The sequence below is a fragment of the Streptomyces sp. ID05-39B genome, assembly GCF_033794725.1.
GTDB classification, from domain to species: Bacteria; Actinomycetota; Actinomycetes; order Streptomycetales; family Streptomycetaceae; genus Streptomyces; species Streptomyces bobili.
In genome coordinates this window covers 15,418-39,053 of sequence record NZ_JARGEF010000023.1, presented here as the reverse complement: position 1 = coordinate 39,053, position 23,636 = coordinate 15,418, and the positions used below count along the sequence as shown (strand labels likewise).

The following is a 23,636-nucleotide window of genomic DNA, read 5'->3' as shown; positions in this document are numbered from 1 at the left end:
GAATTTGAAGGTGTACGGCAGTCCTGCCACTGTCAGGAGTGTCATGAGAGCACGATGCTTACCTCATGAACGCACTCACCGAAGCCCTCACCGTCCTGGTCCTCTTCCTCCTCCTCGCGGGCCCGGCGCTCGTGGGGCTGGCCCACGAACGCCGGGTCGACCGCCAACTGCGCGAGGCGCGGACCCGGGCCGCCCGGTCTCGGACCGCCCGGTCTCAGAAGTCCTCGTCCAGGTCGACCGTGCCCTCCACCGCGACCTGGTACGCCGACGGCCGACGCTCGAAGAAGTTGGTCAGCTCCTGAACACCCTGCAGCTCCATGAAGGAGAACGGGTTCTCCGAGCCGTACACCGGGGCGAAGCCGAGGCGGCTCAGCCGCTGGTCGGCGACGCACTCCAGGTACTGGCGCATCGAGTCGGTGTTCATACCCGGCAGGCCGTCCCCGCACAGGTCGCGCGCGAACTGCAGCTCGGCCTCGACGGCCTCCCGCAGCATGTCGGTGACCTGCTCCTGGAGCCGGTCGTCGAACAGCTCCGGCTCCTCCTTGCGGACGGTGTCGACGACCTCGAACGCGAAGGACATGTGCATGGTCTCGTCACGGAACACCCAGTTGGTGCCGGTGGCGAGGCCGTGCAGCAGACCCCGGCTGCGGAACCAGTAGACGTAGGCGAAGGCGCCGTAGAAGAACAGGCCCTCGATGCACGCGGCGAAGCAGATCAGGTTGAGCAGGAAACGGCGGCGGTCGGACACCGACTCCAGCCGGTCCAGCTTCTCCACCGAGTCCATCCAGCGGAAGCAGAACTCGGCCTTCTCGCGGATGGAGGGGATGCTCTCGACCGCGTCGAAGGCGGCGGCGCGGTCCTCCGGGTCGGGGAGGTAGGTGTCCAGCAGGGTCAGGTAGAACTGGACGTGCACGGCCTCCTCGAACAGCTGCCGGCTCAGGTAGAGCCGTGCCTCGGGGGAGTTGATGTGCTTGTAGAGCGTGAGCACCAGGTTGTTCGAGACGATCGAGTCGCCCGTCGCGAAGAACGCGACCAGCCGGCCGATCAGGTGCTGCTCGGCGGGCGTCAGCTTCGCGAGGTCGGTGACGTCCGAGTGGAGGTCGACCTCCTCGACGGTCCAGGTGTTCTTGATGGCGTCCCGGTAGCGCTCGTAGAAGTCGGGGTAGCGCATGGGACGCAGGGTCAGTTCGAAGCCCGGGTCGAGCAGGTTCTTCTGGTTGTCTCGCATTACTGGCAGGCCTCGCAGGACTCGGGGTTCTCAAGGGAGCAGGCGACGGCCTCTTCGGGGGCCGGCTGCTGCACGGGGATGGGGGCCTGCGCCTGGGCGGCGCGGGCGATGCGGGTCGCCGGGCGCGAGCGCAGGTAGTACGTCGTCTTCAGCCCCGACTTCCAGGCGTACGCGTACATCGAGGAGAGCTTGCCGATGGTCGGCGTCTCGAGGAACAGGTTCAGGGACTGCGCCTGGTCCAGGTACGGGGTGCGCGCGGCGGCCATGTCGATCAGACCGCGCTGCGGGATCTCCCACGCCGTGCGGTACAAGGCCCGCACGTCCTCGGGGATCCAGGTGAACCCCTGGACCGAGCCGCTCGCCTCGCGCAGCGCCTCGCGGGTGCGGGCGTCCCAGACACCCAGCTCCTTGAGCTCCCGCACCAGGTAGGAGTTGACCTGGAGGAACTCGCCGGACAGCGTCTCGCGCTTGAACAGGTTGGAGACCTGCGGCTCGATGCACTCGTACACACCGGCGATCGAGGCGATGGTGGCGGTCGGAGCGATGGCCAGGAGCAGCGAGTTGCGCATGCCGGTCACCGCGATCCGCTCCCGCAGCGCCGCCCAGCGCTCCGGCCAGCTGAACTCGACGCCGTAGTGGTCGGGGTGCAGCACTCCCCGCGCGGTGCGGGTCTTCTCCCAGGCGGGCAGCGGGCCGTTGCGCTCGGCGAGGTCGGCGGAGGCCTCGTACGCGGCGAGCATGATGCGCTCGGCGATCCGGGTGGAGAGGGCCCTGGCCTCGGGCGAGTCGAAGGGCAGCCGCAGCTTGAAGAAGACGTCCTGGAGGCCCATCGCGCCCAGACCGACCGGACGCCAGCGGGAGTTGGAGCGGCCCGCCTGCTCGGTCGGATAGAAGTTGATGTCGACGACGCGGTCCAGGAAGGTGACGGCGGTGCGGACGGTCTCGTCCAGCCGCTCCCAGTCGAGGTCGTGGCCGACCACGAACGCGCCCAGGTTCACCGAGCCCAGGTTGCAGACCGCCGTCTCCCCGTCGTCGGTGACCTCCAGGATCTCCGTGCACAGGTTCGAGGAGTGGACGACATGACCCGGCTCGGCGGTCTGGTTGGCGGTGCGGTTGGCGGCGTCCTTGAACGTCATCCAGCCGTTGCCGGTCTGCGCGAGGGTGCGCATCATGCGGCCGTACAGGTCACGTGCAGGGATGGTCTTCCGCGACAGCCCCCGGGCCTCCGCCGCGCGGTAGGCCGCGTCGAACTCCGCGCCCCACAGGTCGACCAGCTCGGGCACGTCGGCCGGGGAGAACAGGGACCACTGACCGTCGGCGTCGACCCGGCGCATGAACTCGTCGGGGATCCAGTGCGCGAGGTTGAGGTTGTGCGTACGGCGGGCGTCCTCACCGGTGTTGTCGCGCAGCTCCAGGAACTCCTCGATGTCGGAGTGCCAGGTCTCCAGGTAGACCGCGGCGGCGCCCTTGCGCCGGCCGCCCTGGTTCACGGCGGCGACCGAGGCGTCCAGGGTCTTCAGGAACGGCACGATGCCGTTGGAGTGCCCGTTGGTGCCGCGGATGAGCGACCCGCGGGAACGGACGCGGCTGTACGACAGACCGATGCCGCCGGCGTGCTTGGAGAGGCGGGCGACCTGGTGGTAGCGGTCGTAGATGGAGTCCAGCTCGTCCAGCGGGGAGTCGAGGAGGTAGCAGGACGACATCTGGGGGTGCCGGGTGCCGGAGTTGAACAGGGTGGGGGAGGACGGCAGATAGTCCAGGCGGCTCATCAGCGTGTAGAGCGCGGAGACCTCGTCGACGGACCTCGCCGTGTCGTCCTCGGCCAGGCCGCTCGCCACCCGCAGCAGGAAGTACTGGGGCGTCTCGACCACCTTGCGGGTGATCGGGTGGCGCAGCAGGTAGCGGCCGTACAGGGTGCGCAGGCCGAAGTAGCCGAAGCGGTCGTCGGCGCCCGTGTCCACCAGCGCGTCGAGCCGGGCCGCGTGCAGCCGGACGAACTCGGCGGTGCGGTCGGCGATCAGGCCCTCGCGGTGGCCGACGGCCACGGACTCGGTGAAGGAGGTGACGCCCTGCGAGGCGGCCTCGGCGCGGATGCCGATCGTCAGCAGCCGGGCGGCCAGCCGGGAGTAGGCGGGATCCTCGGAGATCAGACCGGCGGCCGCCTCCGTGGCCAGCTCGCGCAGCTCCGGCTCGTCCGCCCGCGCGGACCGGCCCCGCAGTGCGGCGGCGGCGACCCGGCCGGGGTCGGCGTCGGGAAGGTCGGCGGTCAGCTCGGTCAGCGTCCGCAGCAATGAGGCTCCGGGACCGTCGGTCTCCAGGGCTGCTGAAACCGGTTCGGCTGGCGCGATGGTCACGTGGGGCTCTCCCTCGCTCGGCGAGGGCCTTGCGCAGGGCAGGGGGCAGCACACGAGCGCGGGGGCGCGTCGCGTCCACCGGCCCATTCCGCGAGGCCCGGACGTCAGGGCACCCGAGCCGGACGGACCGGGTGCGCTGCCGGCAGGTGCTCGGACTGACCATGCGTGCGCAAATGCAGAGGTACGCACGCAAGTACACCGTTGCGGGACAGTTCCGGATTCGCACCGGATTCCCCTGCGGCGACAGCGAGCATGAGCATACATCTTGTGCCGGGCCGCCGTGCGACCCCCAGATGTTGTGTCGGGCTGGCTTCGCAGCGTCAACTCATAGGTGCGCTTCGGCGGGAGCGCACCGTACGACAACGGGCCGCCGAGGCGACTTGCCTTCGGCGGCCCGCTGCGGGATGCGTACGAGGGGTGCTCCCTCCCGCTAGTGCCCTGCCCCCGCCGTGGCCGGGGGCAGCTCCGCCTTGACGCCCGGGTCCCCGGCGTCCGCCGTGTAGTCCGAAGGGGACGTCTCGTCGACGCCCTCCGGGGCCTTCAGCGCCTTCAAGACGAAGGTGAGCACCACCGTCACCACCACGTTCAGCACGAACGCCGTGAGGCCGATGTAGCCGATCTCACCGATTCCGGGGATCTCCTTCGACGAACCGCCGAAGTGCTTCTGGGAGGGGGAGGCGACGCCGTACGCCGCGACCGTGCCGTAGACCATGCCGACCGCCCAGCCGGCCAGCAGCGCCCAGCGGTGGAACCATCGGGTGAACAGGCCGCCGACCAGGGCCGGGAAGGTCTGCAGGATCCAGATGCCGCCCAGGAGCTGGAAGTTGATGGCGACCGTCTTGTCCATGGTGAGGACGAAGACCAGCGCGCCCACCTTCACCAGGAGCGAGACCAGCTTGGAGACACGGGTCTCCTCCCTGGGTGTGGCGTCCGGCTTGATGAAGTCCTTGTAGATGTTGCGGGTGAAGAGGTTCGCCGCCGCGATGGACATGATCGCCGCCGGCACCAGCGCGCCGATGCCGATCGCCGCGAACGCCACGCCCGCGAACCAGTCCGGGAACATGTCCTCGAACAACTGCGGGATCGCCAGCTGCCCGTTCTTGACCTTCACCCCGGCCGCGATCGCCATGAAGCCCAGCAGGGCGAGCAGACCCAGCATGAGCGAGTACAGCGGCAGGATGGTGGTGTTGCGGCGGATCACCTCACGGCTGCGCGAGGACAGCGTCGCGGTGATCGAGTGCGGGTACATGAACAGCGCCAGCGCGGAGCCCAACGCCAGCGTCGCGTACGTCCACTGGCCCGCGTCGCCCGGCACCAGCGCACCGCGCGGCGCGCCCGTCGCCGGGTTGGGCTGCGCGAAGGCGTCGCTCGCCTTGGCGAAGATGTCGTCGAACCCGCCCAGCTTGATCGGGATGTAGATGATCGCCACCGCGATGACGATGTAGATCAGCGTGTCCTTCACGAACGCGATCAGCGCGGGAGCCCGCAGGCCCGAGGAGTAGGTGTACGCCGCGAGCACGCCGAAGGCGATCAGCAGCGGCAGGTCCTTGACGAACCAGTTGGTGTCCTCGCCGCCGCCGACGCCCATCACGTCCAGTACGGCCTGGATGCCGACCAGTTGGAGCGCGATGTACGGCATGGTGGCCAGGATGCCCGTGACGGCCACGGCCAGGGACAGCCCCTTGGAGCCGAACCGGCCGCGCACGAAGTCCGAGGTCGTCACGTACCCGTGCTTGTGCGAGACCGACCACAGGCGCGGCAGGAACGTGAAGATCAGCGGGTAGACGAGGATCGTGTACGGCACCGCGAAGAAGCCCGCCGCGCCGGCCGCGTAGATCGCCGCCGGGACCGCCACGAACGTATAGGCCGTGTACAGGTCGCCGCCGAGCAGGAACCAGGTGACCCAGGTACCGAAGGACCGGCCGCCCAAGCCCCATTCGTCGAGGCTGTGCTCGTCGTCGGCCCTGCGCCAGCGGGCCGCCAGGAAACCCATGACGGTGACGGCCAGGAAGAAGAAGATGAAGACGGCGAGTGCCACGCCGTTCACGCCGTCGTTCACTTCGCCGCACCTCCGCCCTGGTTCCTGCGGCCGCGCTGGTCGAACTGCCACAGCTTGTACGCGGTCACCGTGAGCAGGGTGGAGAGCAGCACCCACAGCATCTGGTACCAGTAGAAGAAGGGGATGCCGATGAACGTGGGGTCGGTCTTCGCATACGAGCCGACCCACAGCATCGCCACGAAGGGTGCGAACAGACAGAGGACGATGGCGACGCGCAAAGGCGTGACCACCGGCCCTCTGTTCACTTCTGGGGCTTCTGACATCGGGCGGCTCCGTCCCCTAGCAGATCATGTGCAACGCGCACGAAATGTAGGTGACGGATAAAGCCAAGCGGAAGACCTCGTCCGCATATCGGTCCCGATACTCCACGCTGTGCTGTCCCGGGGGATCACCCCGGACTCCCAGCCGTCCCGCCGAACCGCCCGTCCAGTCCACCGCTCGTCCAGTCCACCGGCCGCTGGTCCACCGGCCGCTGGCCCACAGACCGCTAGTCCACAGGCCGCTTGAGTCGCGCCACGAACTTGTACCGGTCCCCCCGGTACACCGAGCGCACCCACTCCACCGGCAGGCCCTCCCTGTCCACGGAGTGGCGGGACAGCATCAGCATCGGCAGACCGACGTCCGTGCCGAGCAGGCCCGCCTCGCGCGGGGTGGCCAGGGAGGTCTCGATGGTCTCCTCGGCCTCGGCGAGGTGGACGCCGTAGACCTCGGCGAGCGCCGTGTAGAGGGACGTGTACTTCACCAGAGACCTGCGCAGGGCCGGGAATCGCTTGGCCGAGAGGTGGGTGGTCTCGATGGCCATCGGTTCGCCGTTGGCCATGCGCAGCCGCTCGATGCGCAGCACACGGCCGCCCGTGGTGATGTCGAGCAGCTCGGCGAGGCGGTCGTCGGCCGTGATGTAGCCGATGTCCAGCAGCTGCGAGGTGGGTTCGAGACCCTGGGCGCGCATGTCCTCGGTGTACGAGGTGAGTTGGAGCGACTGGGACACCTTCGGCTTGGCCACGAAGGTGCCCTTGCCCTGGATGCGCTCCAGCCGGCCCTCGACGACCAGCTCCTGGAGCGCCTGGCGCACGGTGGTGCGCGAGGTGTCGAATTCGGCCGCCAGTGTGCGCTCGGGCGGCACCGGGGTGCCGGGCGACTGCGTCTCCGTCATGTCGAGGAGATGCTTCTTCAGCCGGTAGTACTTGGGCACGCGCGCGGTACGGACGGTCGCCCCACCCTCGTTCTCCGCACTGCTGACGTCGGTGCTCATGTCCTGCCTTCCCGGCTCCGGGTGCCGAAGCGGCCGACAAACCCGTCGGCCGCGGCTCACATCGTGGCACGGGTTTGCCGGCGGGGTGTCCAGTGCGGTGACCTCGCGAGCTCCGTGATCTCTTCTGTATACCCCTGGGGACCCTGTTGGTCTAGTCCAGCAGGTCGCGCGGGGCCGATTGGTCCAGTCCCCCGAAAGGGGGCGATGCGCCGCCCTTGAATTGAAAAGTCCCTGCATATCGCGGTCCCGTAACGGACGACTCAACCCAGGTTGAACACCCTTGACAGCCCAATTGGTCTGAGCCAAGCTCCGGCTTACTGGTCTACACCATTGGTCCAGGTCCTGGTCCCACGGACGGTACGCGTTGACGCTCGACCGCGGCGGGGAGGCAGGGGGGTTTGTGGCATCCCTGAGGAGGGTTGGCGTGAAGCGCAAGCTGATAGCCGCGATCGGTATCGCGGGCATGATGGTCTCCATCGCGGCGTGCGGGGACGACAAGGACAGCGGTGGCTCGGACAAGGGCACCGACGCCAAGGAACTGACGGTCTGGCTGACCGTCGACGCCCAGAACAACTGGCCCGAGCTGGTCAAGGCCGCCGACGCGGCGGTGCAGAAGAAGCACCCCGGCGTGAAGATCAACCACGAGTACTACGGCTGGCCCGACAAGAACGCCAAGCTCGACGCGGTTCTCGCCACCGACAAGGTGCCCGACGTGGTCGAGATGGGCAACACCGAGATGCTCGGCTACATGGTCAAGGGCGCCTTCGCCCCCCTCGACGCCGGCAAGTTCGACAACTCCTCCGCCTGGCTGGACGGCCTCAAGGCCTCGGTGACGTACGAGGACAAGACCTACGGCGTGCCGTACTACGCGGGTGGCCGCGTCGGCAACTGGCGCAAGGACCTCTTCGCCTCCGCCGGAGTCAAGGCGGCCCCCAAGACCTACGCGGAGCTGACCGCCGCCCTGGACAAGGTCCAGAAGAAGGAGGGCGACAAGTTCAGCTCCTGGTACCAGCCCACCCGTGACTGGTACGCGGCCATGTCCTTCGTCTACGACGCCGGCGGCTCCATCGCGAAGGAGGAGGGCGGCCAGTGGAAGGGCAACCTCTCCTCCCCGGAGTCCCTCAAGGGCCTGGGTGAATACAAGAACGTCGTCGACACGTACATGCACGGCGACAAGACCAAGGACGAGTCCGACCGTTACATCGTCTACGGCCAGGGCAAGTCCGGCATGATCTTCGGCGCGGCCTGGGAGGGCGCGACCGCCGAGGCCCCCGAGAACGACAAGAGCGGCAAGCTCAAGGGCAACCTCGAGAACTTCGTGATGCCCGGCCCGTCCGGCAAGAACCTCCCGGTCTTCCTGGGCGGCTCCGACCTCGCCGTCCCGGTCAAGTCGGACGCACAGGAACTCGCCGCCGAGTGGATCAACGCGTTCACCGGTCCGGCCGGCCAGAAGGGCCTGATGGCCAAGGGCAACCTGCCCAACAACAAGACCGACCTCGCGACCCTGAAGAACGACCCCAAGACGGTCGTCCCGGCCACCGCGGCCGAGTCCAACTGGTTCGTCCCGATGGCGCCCGGCTGGGGCCAGGTCGAGAAGGCCCAGGTCCTGCAGACCATGCTCCAGTCCATCGGCACCGGCAAGAAGACCGTCGAGGAGGCCGCCAAGGAGGCGGACGCCAAGATCGACAAGGTCATCAACACCAAGTAGTGACGCGAGACGGGGCTCCGCTGCGGCGGAGCCCCGCCGTCCGTACGACCGAGAGGGCCCCGCCTCCGTACTCCACGGGGCTTCGCCTTCGTACGACCTGAGGGACCGCTGAGGAGCGCGCGATGAGTGCCGCAGACACGACCACCCCTGCCAAGGTGCCGCCGCCGCGGCCGGCACCGCCACCGCCGTCCGCGCCACGGCGGCCCCGCCCCAAGGCGGCCTCCGCCGGAGCCGGCACCCCCTGGCTGCTGCTCGCGCCCTGCCTGCTGATCCTCGTGCTCGTGATGGGCTATCCGCTCGTCCGCCTGGTCACCCTCTCCTTCCAGAAGTTCGGCCAGTCCCAGCTGTGGGGCTTCCAGCCGGCCGAGTCGGTCGGGTTCGACAACTTCACCAACGTCCTGAGCGACAGCGAGTTCTGGTCGGTCGTCGTGCGCACGATCGTCTTCGCGGCCGGCTGCGTGATCTTCACGATGGTCCTCGGCATGCTGATCGCGCTGCTGCTCCAGCGGGTCTCCGGCTGGGTGAAGACGCTCATCAACATCGCGCTGGTGGCCAGCTGGGGCATGCCGATCATCGTGGCCACCACGGTCTTCAAGTGGCTGTTCGACGCTGACTACGGCATCCTCAACGCGGTCCTGAGCAGGCTGCCCGGCGTCGACATGATCGGCCACAACTGGTTCGCGAGCGGGCCGCAGGGTCTGGCCGTGATCATGCTGCTGGTGATCTGGGGAGCCGTCCCGTTCGTCGTGATCACCCTCAGCGCCGGTCTCACGCAGGTCCCCAAGGAACTGGAGGAGGCCGCCCGCCTCGACGGCGCCGGCTCCTGGGGCGTCTTCCGGTACGTCACCCTGCCCATCCTCAAGCCGATCATCGTGATGCTCACGACCCTGTCGGTCATCTGGGACATGGGCGTCTTCCCGCAGGTCTTCGTGATGCGGGGCGGCCACCCCGAAGCCGAGTTCCAGCTGCTGACGACGTACTCCTACGACCGCGCATTCGTCGTCAACGACTACGGCCAGGGCTCGGCGATCGCCCTGATCACCGTGCTGCTGCTGCTCGGTGTGGTCGCCGTGTACATGCGCCAGATGCTGAAGATCGGAGAGGTCGAATGAGTGCCATCGCCACGGCGAGGAGCGGCTCCGGCGAAAGCGCCGTCGCACCGGCCAGGAGCGGCTCCGGCAGCGGCTCGGGCCGCCGGAAGCCCAAGCTCGGATGGAACCTCCTCGGCCTCCTCGTGTTCGTCGTCATCGGCTTCCCCGTCTACTGGATGCTCAACACGGCGTTCAAACCGGCGAAGGACGCCATCGACCCGGACCCGAGCCTGCTGCCCACCGCGCTGACCTTCTCCAACTTCGGCCGCGCGATGGACATCGCCGACTTCTGGGGACCGGTCGCCCGCAGCCTTCTCGTCTCGCTCGCGGTCGTCCTGATCGGCATCGTCGTCGGCATGCTGGCCGCGCTCGCCATCTCCCGGTTCGCCTTCCGCGGCCGCAAGATCGTGATCGTCGGCATCCTCGCCGTCCAGATGGTCCCGCTGGTCGCCATGATCATCCCGGTCTTCCTGCTCCTGAACGACCTGGGCCAGTACGACCGCCTGACCGGCCTGATCATCACCTACCTGACCTTCATCCTGCCCTTCACGGTGTGGACCCTGCGCGGCTTCATCGTCAACATCCCGAAGGAGCTGGAGGAGGCCGCGATGGTCGACGGCTGCTCCCGCACAGGCGCCTTCATGCGCGTCGTCTTCCCACTGCTCGCCCCCGGCATGGTCGCCACCTCGGTCTACGGCTTCATCCAGGCCTGGAACGAGTACCTCTACGCCCTCATGCTGCTCAGCCAGAAGAACCAGACCGCGACCGTCTGGCTCGGCAACTTCACCACCAAGCACGGCACCGAGTACGCCCCGATGATGGCCGGCGCCACCCTGATGGCCGTCCCGATCGTCGTGCTGTTCCTCCTCGTCCAGCGCAAGATGGCCGCGGGTCTCACCGCGGGCGCCGTGAAGGGATAACGCCCCCGATGACGACACTCGCCAGCGGCACCGACACTCTGACGCGTGACGCCCTGACGGTCCTCCAGCCCGGCTTCGCCGGCACCAGCGCCCCCGACTGGCTGCTGCGCCGGCTCGGCGAAGGCCTGGCCTCGGTCGGACTGTTCGGCCGCAACATCGCCTCCCCCGAGCAACTCGCCGCGCTCACAACCCAGTTGCGCACCGAGCGTGACGACGTGCTCGTCGCGATCGACGAGGAGGGCGGCGACGTCACCCGCCTGGAGGTGCGCAACGGCTCCAGCTTCCCCGGCAACCACGCCCTCGGCGCGGTCGACGACACCGACCTCACCAGGCAGGTCGCCTTCGAACTGGGCCGCCGCCTGGCGGCCTGCGGCGTCGACTTCAACTGGGCCCCCTCGGCCGACGTGAACTCCAACCCGGGCAACCCGGTCATCGGCGTACGCTCCTTCGGCGCCGACCCCGACCTGGTCGCCCGGCACACCGCGGCCTATGTCGGCGGCCTCCAGGCAGCGGGCGTGGCCGCCTGCACCAAGCACTTCCCGGGCCACGGCGACACGGCCGTCGACTCCCACCTCGCCCTGCCCCGCATCGCCGTGGACCCCGCCGTGCTGGCCGAGCGCGAACTGGCCCCGTTCCGCGCGGCCATCGCCGCTGGCAGCCGGGCCGTGATGAGCGCCCACATCCTGGTCCCCGCCCTGGACCCGGAGCACCCGGCGACCTTGTCCCGCCGCATCCTGACGGACCTCCTGCGCGGTGAACTCGGCTACGACGGCCTGATCGTCACCGACGGCATGGAGATGCAGGCGATCGCCGGCACCTACGGCATCGAGCACGGCAGCGTCCTCGCCATCGCGGCCGGCGCCGACGCCATCTGCGTGGGCGGCGGCCTCGCCGACGACGAGACGGTACGGCGCCTGCGCGACGCCCTGGTCGCCGCGGTCCGGGCCGGTGACCTCCCGGAGGAACGCCTCGCCGACGCGGCGCAGCGGGTCCGCGCCCTGGCCCGCTGGACGGCCTCGGCAGCGGCCTGCGCCGACCGGACCGGCGCGCCCACCGACGTCGGCCTCGTCGCCGCCCGCCGCGCGCTGCGCCGCACCGCGGACGCCCCCTTCACCCCGCTCACCGACGCCCCGTACGTCGCCGCCCTCACCCCGGTCGCCAACATCGCCGTCGGCGACGAGACCCCCTGGGGTGTGGCCGCGGAACTGGCCCGGCTGCTGCCCGGCACCGAGACGGGCAGCTTCGCCGGCGAGGACGCGGGACGAGCTGCCCTGATCGCGGCGGGGGAGCGGCGGATCGTGGCCGTGGTCCGCGACGAGCACCGCCACCCGTGGATGACGGCGGCCCTGGACACCCTCCTCGCCGCCCGCCCCGACACGGTCGTCGTCGAGATGGGCGTCCCGCAGGCCCCGCCCCGCGGCGCCCTCCACCTCGCCACCCACGGCGCGGCCCGCGTCTGCGGACGAGCGGCGGCAGAGGTCATCGCCGGCGCGTAGAGGCTCCTACGACGCGAAGGGCGCCGGCTCCCTCGAAGGGACCGGCGCCCTTCGCGTCGTAGCGGGCGTGGTGGGGGACGTGCTCAGATCCCCTGCCACTCCGGCTTGTTGGCGTAGGTGTGCCGGAAGTAGTCCGCGAGCTTGAGCTTGGAGGCGGCACCCTCGTCGACCACGACGGTCGCGTGCGGATGCAGCTGGAGCGCCGAGGCGGGGCAGATCGCCGCCACCGGTCCCTCGACGGTCGCGGCGACCGCGTCCGCCTTGCCCTCGCCCGTGGCGAGCAGCACCAGGTGCCGCGCCTCCAGAATGGTGCCGATGCCCTGCGTGATCACGTGGTGCGGGACCTGTTCGATGTCCCCGTCGAAGAACCGCGCGTTGTCGATCCGGGTCTGCTCGGTGAGCGTCTTGATCCTCGTCCGGGAGGCGAGCGAGGAGCAGGGCTCGTTGAACCCGATGTGCCCGTCGGTCCCGATCCCCAGCAGCTGGAGGTCGACGCCGCCGGCCGAGGCCAGCGCCCGGTCGTAGGCCTCGCAGGCGGCCTGGACGTCCTCGGCGGTGCCGTCCGGCCCCAGGAAGGCGTCCATGCCGATGCCGAGCGGCTCCAGCACCTCCCGGCGCAGCACCGAGCGGTAGGACTCGGGGTGCTCGGCGTCGAGGCCCACGTACTCGTCGAGCTGGGCGATCCGCGCCCGTGAGGTGTCCACGGCACCGGAGCGCACCTGGGCCGTCAACGCCTGGTAGACCGGCAGCGGGGTGGAACCCGTGGCCACGCCGAGCAGGGCGTCGGCCTTGCGCCGCAGGAGCTGGGCGATGGCCCGGGCGATCAGCTCGCCGCCCGACCTGGCGTCCGCAACGATGACAACTTCCACGCTGGCCTGCCGTTCTGATGAGGGGCTCGAGTGGGGCCCGGAAGGGCTATGTGGTTTAGACCAATCTAACAGAGGTGGCCCGGCCGGCCCAGGTGGGAGAAGCGAACCCGAGGGGGAAATGCTCCCTTTTCGTCGACTCAGGTCAGCGAACCCCCCGTCGCGTCCAGCCAGTGCCCCGTCACCCATCGTCCGTCCGGTGAGGCGAGGAACGCCACCACGTCGCCGATGTCCGCGGGGGTGCCCACGCGCCCGAGCGCCGAGTAGGCGGCGGCTCCCCGCCACGCCTCCTCGCTCGCGCGCAGCCAGTCGGCGTTGACGTCGGTGTCGACGATGCCTGGCGCGACGGAGTTCACGGTGATTCCCCGGGGGCCGAGCACCTTCGCCAGGTCCCGGGTGAAGACGTCGAGCGCGCCCTTCGTCATCGCGTAGGCCATGAGCTGCGGCATCGCCGCGGTGCGGGCGAGACCGGAGGATATGTTGACGATCCGTCCGCCGTCCCGCAGCCGCTCCGCCCCGAGCTGGGTGATGAAGTGGGGGGCCTTCACGTTCACCGCGAAGAGCCGGCCGTACTCCTCCTCGCCGATCTCGCCGAACGGCCGGGACGTCCCGATCCCCGCGTTGTTCACCAGGATGTCCAGGCCGTCCGCGTGCCGGTCGAACTCCCGCCACAGGGCCTCCGCGTCACCCGGCACCCCGAGCCGCGCCCGGATCGCGAACGCGGAACCGCCCGCCTCCTCGATCGCCGCAACGGTCTCCTTCGCCGTCGTATCCCGGCTGCCGTAGTGCACCGCCACCCGCGCCCCGTCGCGGGCCAGCCGCTCGGCGATCCCACGCCCGATCCCCCTGCCGGCCCCGGTGACGAGCGCCGTCCGACCCGTGAGCACACCCATGCCACACCCCTTCCGCAATTCCGTAGCGGTCGCTACAGAAAAGACCGTACAGCAGGCCGCCGACATTTCTCTAGCGGGCGCTATAAAATGCACTCCATGGTGAACCAGCAGAAGGCTCAACCGCAGGTGGGGTCAGGGGGCAAATCCCGTGGCCGCCCCCGTTCCTTCGATCGTGCGACCGCGCTGGAGAAGGCGGTCATGGCGTTCTGGGAGCACGGCTACGAGGCCACCTCGGTCTCCGACCTCACCCGGGTCATGGGCATCGGAGCCCCGAGTCTGTACGCCGCCTTCGGTGACAAGCGCTCGCTGTTCGAGGAGGCCGTGCGGGTCTACGGCGGGACGTACGGCTCGTTCTCGGGGCGGGCCCTGGAGGAGGGTCCGACCGCTCGTGCCGCGGTCGGGCGACTGCTGCGCGAGGCCGCCGCGGAGTTCACCGACCCCGGCCATCCGTACGGCTGCCTGGTGATCCACGCGGCCACCAACTGCACGACCCCCGAGGTGGAGGACGCCCTGCGCCGGCAGCGCAACGCGAACATCTCCGCCATCGAGAGCCGCGTCCGCGCGGACGTCGCCGTCGGCGAACTGCCGCCGGACACCGACGCCGTCGCACTCGCCCGCCATGCCGCCGCCGTCTTCCAGGGGATGTCGCAACAGGCGCGGGACGGGGCGAGCCGGGAGGAACTGGAGGGCGTCGCGGAAATTGCCATGGCCGTCTGGCCCCGCGCGGGAACCCACGCGGGCTAGGCTGCGTTGTGAATGCTGGGGCCTCCGAATACCTGCCCCGGCAAAAACGCACAAGCTCCCGCACATGGACAACCCAAACTGGTCTAGTCCACAATGCTGGGGTATGCAGCAGACTTCCGCCTTCCCCGCACAGGAAGGCGGACCGAGGACCCGGAGCTCTCTGCCCTGACTGCCCCGGATCCTCACCTCGGCCGACGGGACCGCACACCCCGTGGCCGATATTGCTCCGGGCTGCGGTGCCGGGAGGGCTGAGGGTCCCTCTCAGGCGCCGCGGCCCGCGGGTGTCTCCGGGCGGGTGTCTCCGCCCGTTTTAGGCCCCGCACATACCCCCAGGTACGCTCGCAGACGTGCCCTCCATGAACGAACTCGTACGCCAGCACACCGCACTCGGGGACTCCGACCTCGAGTGGCTGCACCTGCTGGTCTCGGAGTGGCAGTTGCTCTCCGACCTCTCCTTCGCCGACCTGGTCCTGTGGGTCCCCACCCGCGACGGCACCCGTTACGTCTCCGTCGCCCAGATGCGCCCCAACACCGGGCCCACCTCCTACCAGGACGACATGGTCGGCCACCTGGTCCCGCGCGGCCGCCGTCCCCTGCTGGACGCCGCCCTCGACGAGGGCCGGATCGTGCGCGAGGGCGACCCGGAGTGGCGCGAGGAGGTCCCCGTCCGGGTCGAGTCGATCCCCGTACGGCGTGAGGGCCGTGTCCTCGGCGTCATCGCCCGCAACACCAATCTGCTCACCGTGCGCACCCCGAGCCGCCTGGAGCTGACCTACCTCCAGAGCGCCTCCGACCTCGCGCAGATGATCGCGGCCGGCTCCTTCCCGTTCCCCGACCAGCAGATGGACATGGACGCCGCCCCGCGCGTCGGCGACGGCCTGATCCGCCTGGACGCCGACGGGGTCGTCCAGTACGCCTCCCCGAACGCGCTCTCCGCCTATCACCGCATGGGCCTCGCCTCCGACCTGGTCGGCCACAACCTCGGGCTGACCACCGCCGAACTCGCCCCCACCCGGGGTCCGGTGGACGAGGCGCTCGCCAAGGTCGCCAGCGGCTGGGCACCCCGGGAGTTCGAGGTGGAGGCGCGCGACGGCGTCATCCAGTTCCGGGCGATCCCGCTCAAGCCCAAGGGCACCCGCATCGGTTCCCTCGTCCTGCTCCGGGACGTCACCGAACTGCGACGCCGCGAGCGTGAGTTGATCACCAAGGACGCGACCATCCGGGAGATCCACCACCGGGTGAAGAACAACCTCCAGACCGTGGCGGCCCTGTTGCGGCTCCAGGCCCGCCGGATCGAGTCCGAGCGGGGCAGGGAGGCCCTGGAGGAGGCGGTCCGGCGCGTCGGCTCGATCGCCATCGTCCATGAGACGCTGTCCCAGAATCTGGACGAGCGGGTGGAGTTCGACGAGATCGCCGACCGGGTCCTGGCGATGGTCGCGGAGATCTCGCCGGGCAAGGTGGTCGGCCGGCGCACCGGACGCTTCGGCATCCTGGACGCGGAGGTCGCCACCCCGCTGTCCATGGTGCTCACCGAAATCCTGCAGAACGCGCTCGAACACGGATTCCGCGAGGGCGACATCGGCACGGTCGAGGTCTCGGCGGTCCGCGGCGGCACCACCAAGGAGGGCCGCCTGCTGGTCACCGTCCAGGACGACGGCGTCGGCCTGCCCGACGGATTCGACCCGCACACCTCGGGCAACCTCGGCCTCCAGATCGTACGGACGCTGGTGGAGGGCGAGTTGGGAGGATCGTTCGACATGGTCCCGGCGCCCGAGCGCGGCACACAGGTGATCCTGGACATCCCGGTGCGGGCACAGAAGTAGCTCGCATCGGCGGGGACAGCAAGAAGCCCCGGACCGTTCAGGGGTCCGGGGCTCAAATGCTCGTTGCCAGCGTGAGCTGGGCATCGGGGTACTGCGCGCTGCGGCTCGGGGCGGGAGATGCGTACTCGCTGTACGCGCCGCCAAGCGTCAGGCTTATGGGGCGGGTGTTGTCAGGCGGAGGCCTGACGGGCCCGGTTGCGGGCGGCGCGGCGCTTCATTGCGCGGCGCTCGTCCTCGCTGAGGCCACCCCAGACGCCGGAGTCCTGGCCGGACTCGAGCGCCCACTGCAGACACTGATCCATAACGGGGCAGCGACGGCAGACGGCCTTGGCTTCCTCGATCTGCAGCAGCGCAGGACCGGTGTTGCCGATAGGGAAGAAGAGCTCGGGGTCTTCCTCGCGGCAAACGGCGTTGTGACGCCAGTCCATGGCTGCTACCTCTCCTTGGTATTACATGCAAGTTGCTTGTGAATGTGAACGCTTTCACGAATCCCTCAACAAGTGAAGGGCCACCAGCCAGGTTCCCTGGCGCGGTCCTGTGGATTGAAGAGGGGTTCTGGTGATCAGTGGAGGCTGGTCCTGCGGGCCGTCCCGATCGCCAGATAGAGACTCGCAAACCTCGGCGGCGGATACAACCCCTTCCGGAAAGTTTTTTTTGATTCCTCGGTGTCGACTAGGTCACAGCCGTACTTCCATGGGGTGGACCCTGGTCTAAACGTTCGAGTGAAAGGACTTCAGCCCTTTCTGCTCACACAATCACACGCAGTGCACGGCGTACGCCTGTGAACGTCACGCTGGTTCGCAGCCCCAGGTGGTCACCGTCCATCTGGAGGGGCAGCGGGACCTTCGAATGCAAGGTGAACTGGTCCAGATCGTGCAAGGACACGGCGCGCTTGCCATGAGGTCCCCGCTCGGGGGACGAAGTGAGCAACTGGGTCCCATACCGGACAACGGAGGCTGTGGACAGCCGGCTGAGACCGAGTACGTCGAGCCCGGTATCGAACGAGGCCTTAGGTGAGGCGTACACCGGGCGATTGCCCAGATAGGTCCACGGAGCGGTGTTGCAGACGATGGACAGCACCAGATCGGTCACCGGGTCCGCGCCCGGCCGCTCCAGTGTGATCGAACCGTGCCGGCGCTGCGGCTCACCGAGGAGCTGGCGCACGGCCTGGCGGACGTAGAGCGCGTGGGTGGATCTCCGGCCGCGCTCGCGCTGCTGTTCGACCCGGCCGACGACGCCGGCGTCGAAGCCGAGCCCCGCGTTGAAGGTGAACCAGCGCGCCGGCACCGCCTCGTCCTCCGTGCCCGGCGTACCGGAGGTCAGCCCCAGTCCCACCGTGCGCTCCCGTCCCTCGCGCAGGGCGTCCAGCAGGGCGCCGGTCGCCTCGACGGGATCGTTGGGCAGGCCCAGGGCGCGGGCGAAGACATTGGTGGAGCCGCCGGGGACCACGGCGATGCCGGGCAGGTTCTCGGGGTCGGGGCCGGCGTGCAGCAGGCCGTTCACCACTTCGTTGATGGTGCCGTCGCCGCCCAGGGCGACGACCATGTCTATGTCCTCGCTCTGCGCCGCCTGCCGCCCCAGGTCCCGGGCGTGCCCGCGGTACTCGGTGGTGACCGCCTCCAGCTTCATCTCACTGGCGAGCGCGTGGATGAGGACGTCACGCGTCCGTGCACTCGTAGTGGTTGCTGCCGGATTGACCACGAGAAGTGCACGCATGGATGGCAGCGTACCTACTGGGTGGTACCGAGGCACAAGGCCGAACGGGGATCGGCCGGGACCCCACGGCGTGAACCGTGACACGAGAGGGCGTCCTGGGCCGGAGGGGGACAGGGGCGGGCCGGGGAGTGGCGGCTACCCTTCTGGGGTGAGCAGCGAGCAGAACCCCGCCACCCCGAAAAGCACGGGAAACGCCGGAAACACAGGGGCCGGCGAAGACACCGAGCACACGGGTCCCCGCCCGCGCCGCCTGACGTACGCCGCGGCGCTCGTCGGTCTGGAGGGACTCGCGCTGGTCGTCGGCGGCCTCTGGATCCTCGTCCTCGGCGTCACCGGTGACCCGGACGACCGGCAGCAGGCCGTCACCGGCGGGGTGACCCTGGTGGTCCTCGCACTGCTGCCCCTGCTCGCCGCCCGCGGACTGCTGGGCCGCCGGAGCTGGAGCCGGGGGCCGGCGGTCATCACGCAGATCATGGCGCTGCCCGTCGCCTACAACCTGCTCCAGGCCGACAGCATGGCGATCCCCGCGGGCATCGCGCTCGCCGCCGCAGCCGTCGCCGCGCTGATCCTGATCGTCAACGGCGAGACGACTCGGGCCCTCGGGATCCGGGGGCCCGGCAACGCCGGAGACGCCGACAGCGGCGTACGGAAGTAGCGGCCCTGCCGGCCACTGTCGGGGGTGGGGTCACTCCTCGACGAGGAGCTTCTCCCGCAGCTGGGCCAGGGTGCGCGCCAGCAGCCGGGAGACGTGCATCTGGGAGATGCCGACCTCCTGCGCGATCTGCGACTGCGTCATGTTGCCGAAGAAGCGCAGCAGCAGAATCCGCTTCTCCCGTGGCGGAAGGTCTTCGAGGAGCGGCTTGAGCGACTCCCGGTACTCGACGCCCTCCAGCGCCTCGTCCTCCGCTCCGAGGGTGTCGGCGACCGCCGGGGACTCGTCGTCGGTGTCGGGGACGTCCAGCGACAGCGTGGAGTAGGCGTTGGCCGACTCCAGGCCCTCCAGGACCTCCTCCTCCGAGATCGCCAGCTTCTCGGCCAGCTCGTGCACCGTCGGCGAGCGGCCGTGCAACTGGGACAGTTCGGCCGTGGCCGTCGTCAGCGACAGCCGCAGCTCCTGGAGCCTGCGCGGCACCCGCACCGCCCAGCCCTTGTCGCGGAAGTGCCGCTTGATCTCACCGACGACCGTCGGCGTCGCGTACGTCGAGAACTCGACGCCTCGGTCCGGGTCGAATCGGTCGACCGACTTGATCAGGCCGATGGTGGCGACCTGGGTGAGGTCGTCCAGCGGCTCCCCGCGGTTGCGGAAGCGGCGCGCGAGGTGCTCGACGAGCGGCAGGTGCATGCGGACCAGCTGGTTGCGCAGCTCCGCGTACTCCGGGCTGCCCGAGTCCAGCGCGCGCAGTTCGACGAACTTCGCACGTGCCCCACTGCGGTCCTCGCGCGCGTGGAGCACCGGCTGGTGCTGTACGGCCTGCTGCGGCACCGGCTGCTGGGGCGCGGGCTGGTCAGGCTCGTGCCGCGTGCCCGGCACGCCCTGTTCGTCGTCTCGCTCGTGCTCGCTCATCGTCCCGCCCGTCGCCCTCTGTCGAGCCTCTTCCTCGGCCCGGCCGGGGGTGCCCCCGATCCGCCTCTCCCGAGGCGACTCCTGCTCGGCACTCCCCGGGAGGCCGGTCCCGACGGAGGCCGGTTCGTCCTCCGGATGGGGCCGGGCCTGCTCGGGAATGCCGTCGATGCCGTCCGCCATGCGTCGGGAACCGTCCGCATCGAGCGCCGTCCCAGCGCTCTCGGCAGGCAGCTCCCGTGTGCCGCGCTCTTCGTCCCGCACCGGCCCGTCCCCGTTCCTCACGCCGGCCCGGGTCCGGCGCCGCGCTGTTTGTAGAGGCTGATCGAAACGGTTTTGTCCTCATCCACGGCGGAGGAGACCTTGCCCGCCAGGGCGGACAGCACGGTCCAGGCGAAGGTGTCGCGCGCGGGGGCGTGCCCGTCGGTGGTCGGCGCCGAGACGGTGACCTCCAGCGAGTCGTCGACCAGGCGGAAGACACAACTGAGCACCGAACCGGGCACGGCCTGCTGGAGCAGGATCGCGCAGGCCTCGTCCACCGCGATGCGGAGGTCTTCGATCTCGTCCAGGGTGAAGTCCAAACGGGCCGCGAGGCCGGCCGTGGCCGTCCGCAGCACCGACAGGTAGGCACCCGCAGCCGGCAGCCGGACTTCCACGAAGTCCTGGGTCGCGGGCTCGCCTGCGATCTGGGACACCCTCACCTCCAAGGTGGTACAAGCTTTTCGGGGCCGAGGGTCGCCCCCCGGGGGTAACGCGTGGGTGGTTCAGCGGTGACGCTATCGCGCTCTCATCCGTCCTGTCCCCGGGACCCCAACCCCCTGGCGTCACTCACAGTAAAGCTGCGAACACGCTCCGTGTCTAGGGGTCTGTCGGTCCAAAAGGGAAGAGGGCGCGCCGGGTTGACGTACCCAGGCGCCAGATGCTCGAACCGTACCCGGTCGACGGACCGGCCGTTCCCGGTGCGGCTCACACGAGGACGTGGTCGACGAAGCACCAGCGCCAGTTCTCGCCCGGTTCGAACGTCCGCATGATCGGATGACCCGAGTCCTTGTGGTGTTCTGTGGCGTGCCGGCCCGGCGACGAGTCGCAGCACCCGACGTGCCCGCATGTCAGACACAGCCGTAGTTGTACCGGATGGGTGCCGTCCCGCAGGCACTCCGGACACGTCTCGCCGAGCGGGACGGGTTCGGGGTGCGGCAGCGCGTCGGCGTGCGTGCACTGTTTCATGATTGCCAGATTACGACGGTCGTGCGGACGACCGCGCGGAAAAACGAGGGCGGGCGAAACATGGACGTGATGCCGCTGCTGTTGCTGGTGGCGGGCAGCGCGGCGATCGCCGCGGCGGCCCGGCGCACACCGGTGCCGGCGCCGCTGCTGCTGGTCGCCGTCGGCCTGGCCGTCTCGTACGTCCCCGGAGTCCCGGACTACACCCTCGACCCCGACGTCGTCCTGCCGCTCCTGCTGCCCCCACTGCTGTACACCTCCGCCACCGAAAGCTCCTACCTCGACCTGCGGGCCCAGCTGCGGCCCGTGGCGCTGCTGTCGGTCGGCTACGTCCTCTTCGCGACGCTCGTCGTCGGCTGGGCCGCCTACCTGATCGTCCCGGGACTGCCGCTGACCGCGGCGCTGGTGCTGGGCGCGGTCGTGGCGCCGCCCGACGCCGTCGCGGCGACGGCGGTGGCGCGCAAGGTCGGCCTGCCGTCGAAGGTGACCACGATCCTCCAGGGCGAGTCCCTGCTGAACGACGCCACCGCGATCACCGCCTACAAGGTGGCCCTCGCTGTCGTCGTCGGAGAGGGCGCGTCCTGGGCCGGCGGGATCGAGGAGTTCCTGGTGGCGGCGGTCGGCGGCACCGCCGTCGGCCTGATCCTGATGGCCCCGCTGCACTGGCTGCGGACCCGTTTGCAGGAGCCGCTCCTCAAGAACACCCTCTCCCTCCTCATCCCGTTCGTCGCGTACGCCACCGCCGAGCAGTTCCACGCCTCCGGCGTCATCGCCGTGGTCGTGGTCGCCCTCTACCTCGGCCATCGCGCGTGGGAGGTCGACTTCGCCACGCGGCTCCAGGAGGAGGCGGTGTGGAAGATGGTCGCCTTCGTCCTGGAGTCGGCGGTCTTCGCCCTCATCGGCCTGCAACTCCAGATCGTCCTGAAGGGACTCGGTGACTACGAGGGCCTGGACGCCGCCTGGTACGCCGTCGCCCTTTTCCTCGTGGTCGTCGTGGTCCGCTTTCTGTGGGTGTATCCGGCGACCTTCCTGCCCCGGCTGCTGTCGGCGCGCATCCGCGCGCGTGAGGAGAACCCCACCTGGCGGGGGCCCATCGTCATCGGCTGGGCGGGAATGCGCGGAGTCGTCTCGCTGGCCATCGCGTTCTCCATCCCGGTCACCGTGGACCATGGAGGGGGGCCCTTCCCGCACCGCAACCTGATCCTCTTCCTGACGTTCACCACGGTCATCGGCACCCTGGTCGTGCAGGGCCTGACCCTGCCCCCGCTGATCCGCCTGCTGAAGTTCCCCGAGGCCGACCCGCAGGCCGCGACCCTCGCCGAGGCCAACGCGCAGGCGCAGGCCTCCCGGGCCGCCGAGCACCGGCTGGAGGAACTGCTCTCCGACGAGCGCAACACCCTGCCCGCGCCGCTGGCCGACCGCCTGCGCAACGTCCTCGAACGCCGCCGCAACGCCGTCTGGGAACGCCTCGGCCAGGTCAACCCGGTCACCGGCGAGACCGCCGACGACACCTACCGCCGCCTGTCCCGCGAGATGATCAGCGCCGAGCGTGAGGTCTTCGTGCGTCTGCGCGACGGCCGCTACATCGACGACGAGATGCTGCGGACGCTGCTGCGCAGACTGGACCTGGAGGAGGCCGCGGCCTACCGGGAGGCCGACTAGCGAGGCCTCTTCGCCGCCTGAGCCAGGCAGGCGCCCGGGGCGCGCGGTCAGGCAGGGGCTCAGGGGCTGAACGGCGCTCCCGTCACCACCGCGGCGAGGCGTGTCCCGCGCGCGAACGCACCCTCCTCGGCCAGGGCGACAAGTGCGTACAGCGACTTGGCGACATAGAGACGCTCGACCGGGAGGCCGTGCCGTTCCTCGAAGTCCTGGGCGAAGTCTTCGAGGGCGGGCGTGGTGCGGGCGTACCCGCCGAAGTGGAAGCGCTCGTCCAGCTGCCAGTCGCCCACCGGGCCACCGAAGGCCTCCGTCTGCAGCGCTCGTATGCCGTCCCCGAGAAAGCCGCCCTTGAGGACCGGTACGCCGAGGGCTCGCCGGCCGGGGCCCAGGCCGGCGGCGAGGCCCGCGAGGGTGCCGCCGGTGCCGCAGGCGACGGCCACCACGTCGGTGTGCTCGCGCAGCTCCTCGCCGAGGGCCAGACAGCCGCGGACCGCCGCCGCGTTGCTGCCGCCCTCGGGCACCACGTACGCGTCCTCGGCGTCCACGGCGCTCAGGATCGCCGCCAGGGTGTCGGGGTCGGTCTTGTGGCGGTAGGCCGCCCGGTCGACGAAGCGCAGCCGCATCCCGTCGGCCGCGCAGCGGGCCAGGGAGGGGTTCAGCGGGCGGTCCGCCAGTTCGTCGCCGCGCACCACCCCGACCGTGGGGAGGCCCAGCAGACGGCCGGCGGCGGCCGTGGCCCGCAGATGGTTGGAGTAGGCGCCCCCGAACGTCACGACCGGCCGTCCGGCCGCCGCCTCCAGGTTCGGCACGAGCTTGCGCCACTTGTTGCCGACCAGTTCCGGGTGTATCAGGTCGTCCCGCTTGAGCAGCAGTCGTACGCCGTGCCGCGCGAACCGCTCGTCGGCCACCTCCTGCAGGGGCGAGGGCAGCCGGGGGCGCAGGGCCTCGGAGTCGAACGGAACAGGGCGGATCACCCCGTCATTGTCGAACATCGTTCGTGCGACGACTCACCGTGCCCAAACCGGCGTTGATCCATTCCCGC

Annotated in this window: 22 protein-coding genes and 1 riboswitch; of the genes, 9 read left to right on the top strand and 13 right to left on the bottom strand. The window is 69.8% G+C overall.

Annotation, left to right across the window (positions count from 1 at the left end; translation table 11 throughout):
- Positions 1-65 precede the first annotated feature (65 nt).
- Complete coding sequence (locus P1P75_RS08445; RefSeq protein ID WP_319253112.1) at positions 66-302, top strand: hypothetical protein; 237 nt, start codon at positions 66-68, stop codon at positions 300-302.
- On the opposite strand, the gene P1P75_RS08440 is transcribed toward P1P75_RS08445, so the two are convergent.
- The 5 genes from P1P75_RS08440 to P1P75_RS08420 all read right to left on the bottom strand — a co-directional run bounded on the left by P1P75_RS08440 (position 215) and on the right by P1P75_RS08420 (position 6,893).
- Positions 215-1,228, bottom strand: coding sequence for a ribonucleotide-diphosphate reductase subunit beta (locus P1P75_RS08440; protein WP_319253110.1), 1,014 nt, complete (start codon positions 1,226-1,228; stop codon positions 215-217). The two genes, P1P75_RS08445 and P1P75_RS08440, sit on opposite strands and share 88 nt — an antisense overlap.
- Positions 1,228-3,582 (bottom strand): ribonucleoside-diphosphate reductase subunit alpha, encoded by a 2,355-nt coding sequence (locus P1P75_RS08435; protein ID WP_319253108.1) that lies wholly within the window; start codon positions 3,580-3,582, stop codon positions 1,228-1,230. The genes P1P75_RS08440 and P1P75_RS08435 overlap by 1 nt, the downstream gene beginning before the upstream one ends.
- Positions 3,583-3,705: 123 nt before the next feature.
- Positions 3,706-3,877: riboswitch (cobalamin riboswitch) on the bottom strand.
- 135 nt (positions 3,878-4,012) lie between these two features.
- A complete protein-coding gene (gene mctP / locus P1P75_RS08430; RefSeq protein ID WP_319253106.1) occupies positions 4,013-5,641 on the bottom strand; it encodes a monocarboxylate uptake permease MctP in 1,629 nt (542 codons plus the stop codon).
- A complete protein-coding gene (locus P1P75_RS08425) occupies positions 5,638-5,904 on the bottom strand; it encodes a DUF3311 domain-containing protein (RefSeq protein WP_319253104.1) in 267 nt (88 codons plus the stop codon). Before P1P75_RS08425 ends, mctP begins: the two co-directional genes overlap by 4 nt.
- Positions 5,905-6,128: 224 nt before the next feature.
- The gene (locus P1P75_RS08420) at positions 6,129-6,893 is read right to left on the bottom strand and encodes a GntR family transcriptional regulator (RefSeq protein ID WP_319253103.1); all 765 of its coding nucleotides are present in this window, start codon (positions 6,891-6,893) and stop codon (positions 6,129-6,131) included.
- A gap of 424 nt (positions 6,894-7,317) precedes the next feature.
- On the opposite strand from P1P75_RS08420, the gene P1P75_RS08415 reads away from it, so the two are divergent.
- The 4 genes from P1P75_RS08415 (at position 7,318) to P1P75_RS08400 (ending at position 12,108) form a co-directional block, all read left to right on the top strand.
- The gene (locus tag P1P75_RS08415; RefSeq protein WP_319253101.1) at positions 7,318-8,601 is read left to right on the top strand and encodes an extracellular solute-binding protein; all 1,284 of its coding nucleotides are present in this window, start codon (positions 7,318-7,320) and stop codon (positions 8,599-8,601) included.
- Positions 8,602-8,723: 122 nt separating this feature from the next.
- Complete coding sequence (locus tag P1P75_RS08410) at positions 8,724-9,713, top strand: sugar ABC transporter permease (protein WP_319253099.1); 990 nt, start codon at positions 8,724-8,726, stop codon at positions 9,711-9,713.
- Positions 9,710-10,612 carry a carbohydrate ABC transporter permease gene (locus P1P75_RS08405; protein ID WP_319253097.1) on the top strand — a complete coding sequence of 301 codons (903 nt, stop codon included), beginning with the start codon at positions 9,710-9,712 and terminating at the stop codon, positions 10,610-10,612. The genes P1P75_RS08410 and P1P75_RS08405 overlap by 4 nt, the downstream gene beginning before the upstream one ends.
- A gap of 8 nt (positions 10,613-10,620) precedes the next feature.
- Positions 10,621-12,108, top strand: a complete 1,488-nt coding sequence (locus tag P1P75_RS08400; protein WP_319253095.1) for a glycoside hydrolase family 3 protein — start codon at positions 10,621-10,623, stop codon at positions 12,106-12,108.
- Between the two features lie 83 nt (positions 12,109-12,191).
- Here P1P75_RS08400 and nagB read toward each other — a convergent pair whose 3' ends face one another.
- Both nagB and P1P75_RS08390 read right to left on the bottom strand, forming a co-directional pair.
- On the bottom strand, positions 12,192-12,977 hold the full coding sequence (gene nagB, locus P1P75_RS08395) for a glucosamine-6-phosphate deaminase (RefSeq protein ID WP_319253093.1): 786 nt from the start codon (positions 12,975-12,977) through the stop codon (positions 12,192-12,194).
- 137 nt (positions 12,978-13,114) lie between these two features.
- Entirely contained in the window at positions 13,115-13,867 is a 753-nt protein-coding gene (locus P1P75_RS08390; RefSeq protein WP_319253091.1) for an SDR family oxidoreductase, read from the bottom strand.
- 96 nt (positions 13,868-13,963) lie between these two features.
- Between P1P75_RS08390 and P1P75_RS08385 the strand changes: the two genes are divergently transcribed.
- Both P1P75_RS08385 and P1P75_RS08380 read left to right on the top strand, forming a co-directional pair.
- Positions 13,964-14,611, top strand: coding sequence for a TetR/AcrR family transcriptional regulator (locus P1P75_RS08385; protein WP_319253089.1), 648 nt, complete (start codon positions 13,964-13,966; stop codon positions 14,609-14,611).
- 356 nt (positions 14,612-14,967) lie between these two features.
- Entirely contained in the window at positions 14,968-16,434 is a 1,467-nt protein-coding gene (locus tag P1P75_RS08380) for a sensor histidine kinase (protein ID WP_266468637.1), read from the top strand.
- Positions 16,435-16,604: 170 nt separating this feature from the next.
- Here the strand turns inward: P1P75_RS08380 and P1P75_RS08375 are convergent, their stop codons facing one another.
- Complete coding sequence (locus P1P75_RS08375) at positions 16,605-16,862, bottom strand: WhiB family transcriptional regulator (protein ID WP_006142322.1); 258 nt, start codon at positions 16,860-16,862, stop codon at positions 16,605-16,607.
- Positions 16,863-17,181: 319 nt separating this feature from the next.
- Complete coding sequence (locus P1P75_RS08370; RefSeq protein ID WP_319253087.1) at positions 17,182-18,150, bottom strand: diacylglycerol kinase family protein; 969 nt, start codon at positions 18,148-18,150, stop codon at positions 17,182-17,184.
- Positions 18,151-18,400: 250 nt separating this feature from the next.
- On the opposite strand from P1P75_RS08370, the gene P1P75_RS08365 reads away from it, so the two are divergent.
- Positions 18,401-18,805 (top strand): hypothetical protein, encoded by a 405-nt coding sequence (locus tag P1P75_RS08365; RefSeq protein WP_319253137.1) that lies wholly within the window; start codon positions 18,401-18,403, stop codon positions 18,803-18,805.
- Positions 18,806-18,835: 30 nt separating this feature from the next.
- On the opposite strand, the gene P1P75_RS08360 is transcribed toward P1P75_RS08365, so the two are convergent.
- The 3 genes from P1P75_RS08360 to P1P75_RS08350 all read right to left on the bottom strand — a co-directional run bounded on the left by P1P75_RS08360 (position 18,836) and on the right by P1P75_RS08350 (position 20,938).
- Positions 18,836-19,996: an RNA polymerase sigma factor SigF gene (locus P1P75_RS08360; protein ID WP_319253085.1), complete on the bottom strand. Its 1,161-nt coding sequence runs from the start codon at positions 19,994-19,996 to the stop codon at positions 18,836-18,838.
- Positions 19,993-20,406: an anti-sigma regulatory factor gene (locus tag P1P75_RS08355; RefSeq protein ID WP_019058277.1), complete on the bottom strand. Its 414-nt coding sequence runs from the start codon at positions 20,404-20,406 to the stop codon at positions 19,993-19,995. Before P1P75_RS08355 ends, P1P75_RS08360 begins: the two co-directional genes overlap by 4 nt.
- A gap of 271 nt (positions 20,407-20,677) precedes the next feature.
- On the bottom strand, positions 20,678-20,938 hold the full coding sequence (locus tag P1P75_RS08350; RefSeq protein ID WP_073491348.1) for a UBP-type zinc finger domain-containing protein: 261 nt from the start codon (positions 20,936-20,938) through the stop codon (positions 20,678-20,680).
- A gap of 60 nt (positions 20,939-20,998) precedes the next feature.
- Here P1P75_RS08350 and P1P75_RS08345 point away from each other — a divergent pair, with 60 nt between their 5' ends.
- Positions 20,999-22,597: a Na+/H+ antiporter gene (locus P1P75_RS08345; RefSeq protein ID WP_319253083.1), complete on the top strand. Its 1,599-nt coding sequence runs from the start codon at positions 20,999-21,001 to the stop codon at positions 22,595-22,597.
- Positions 22,598-22,656: 59 nt separating this feature from the next.
- Here P1P75_RS08345 and P1P75_RS08340 read toward each other — a convergent pair whose 3' ends face one another.
- Entirely contained in the window at positions 22,657-23,586 is a 930-nt protein-coding gene (locus tag P1P75_RS08340) for a pyridoxal-phosphate dependent enzyme (protein WP_319253081.1), read from the bottom strand.
- Positions 23,587-23,636 lie beyond the last annotated feature (50 nt).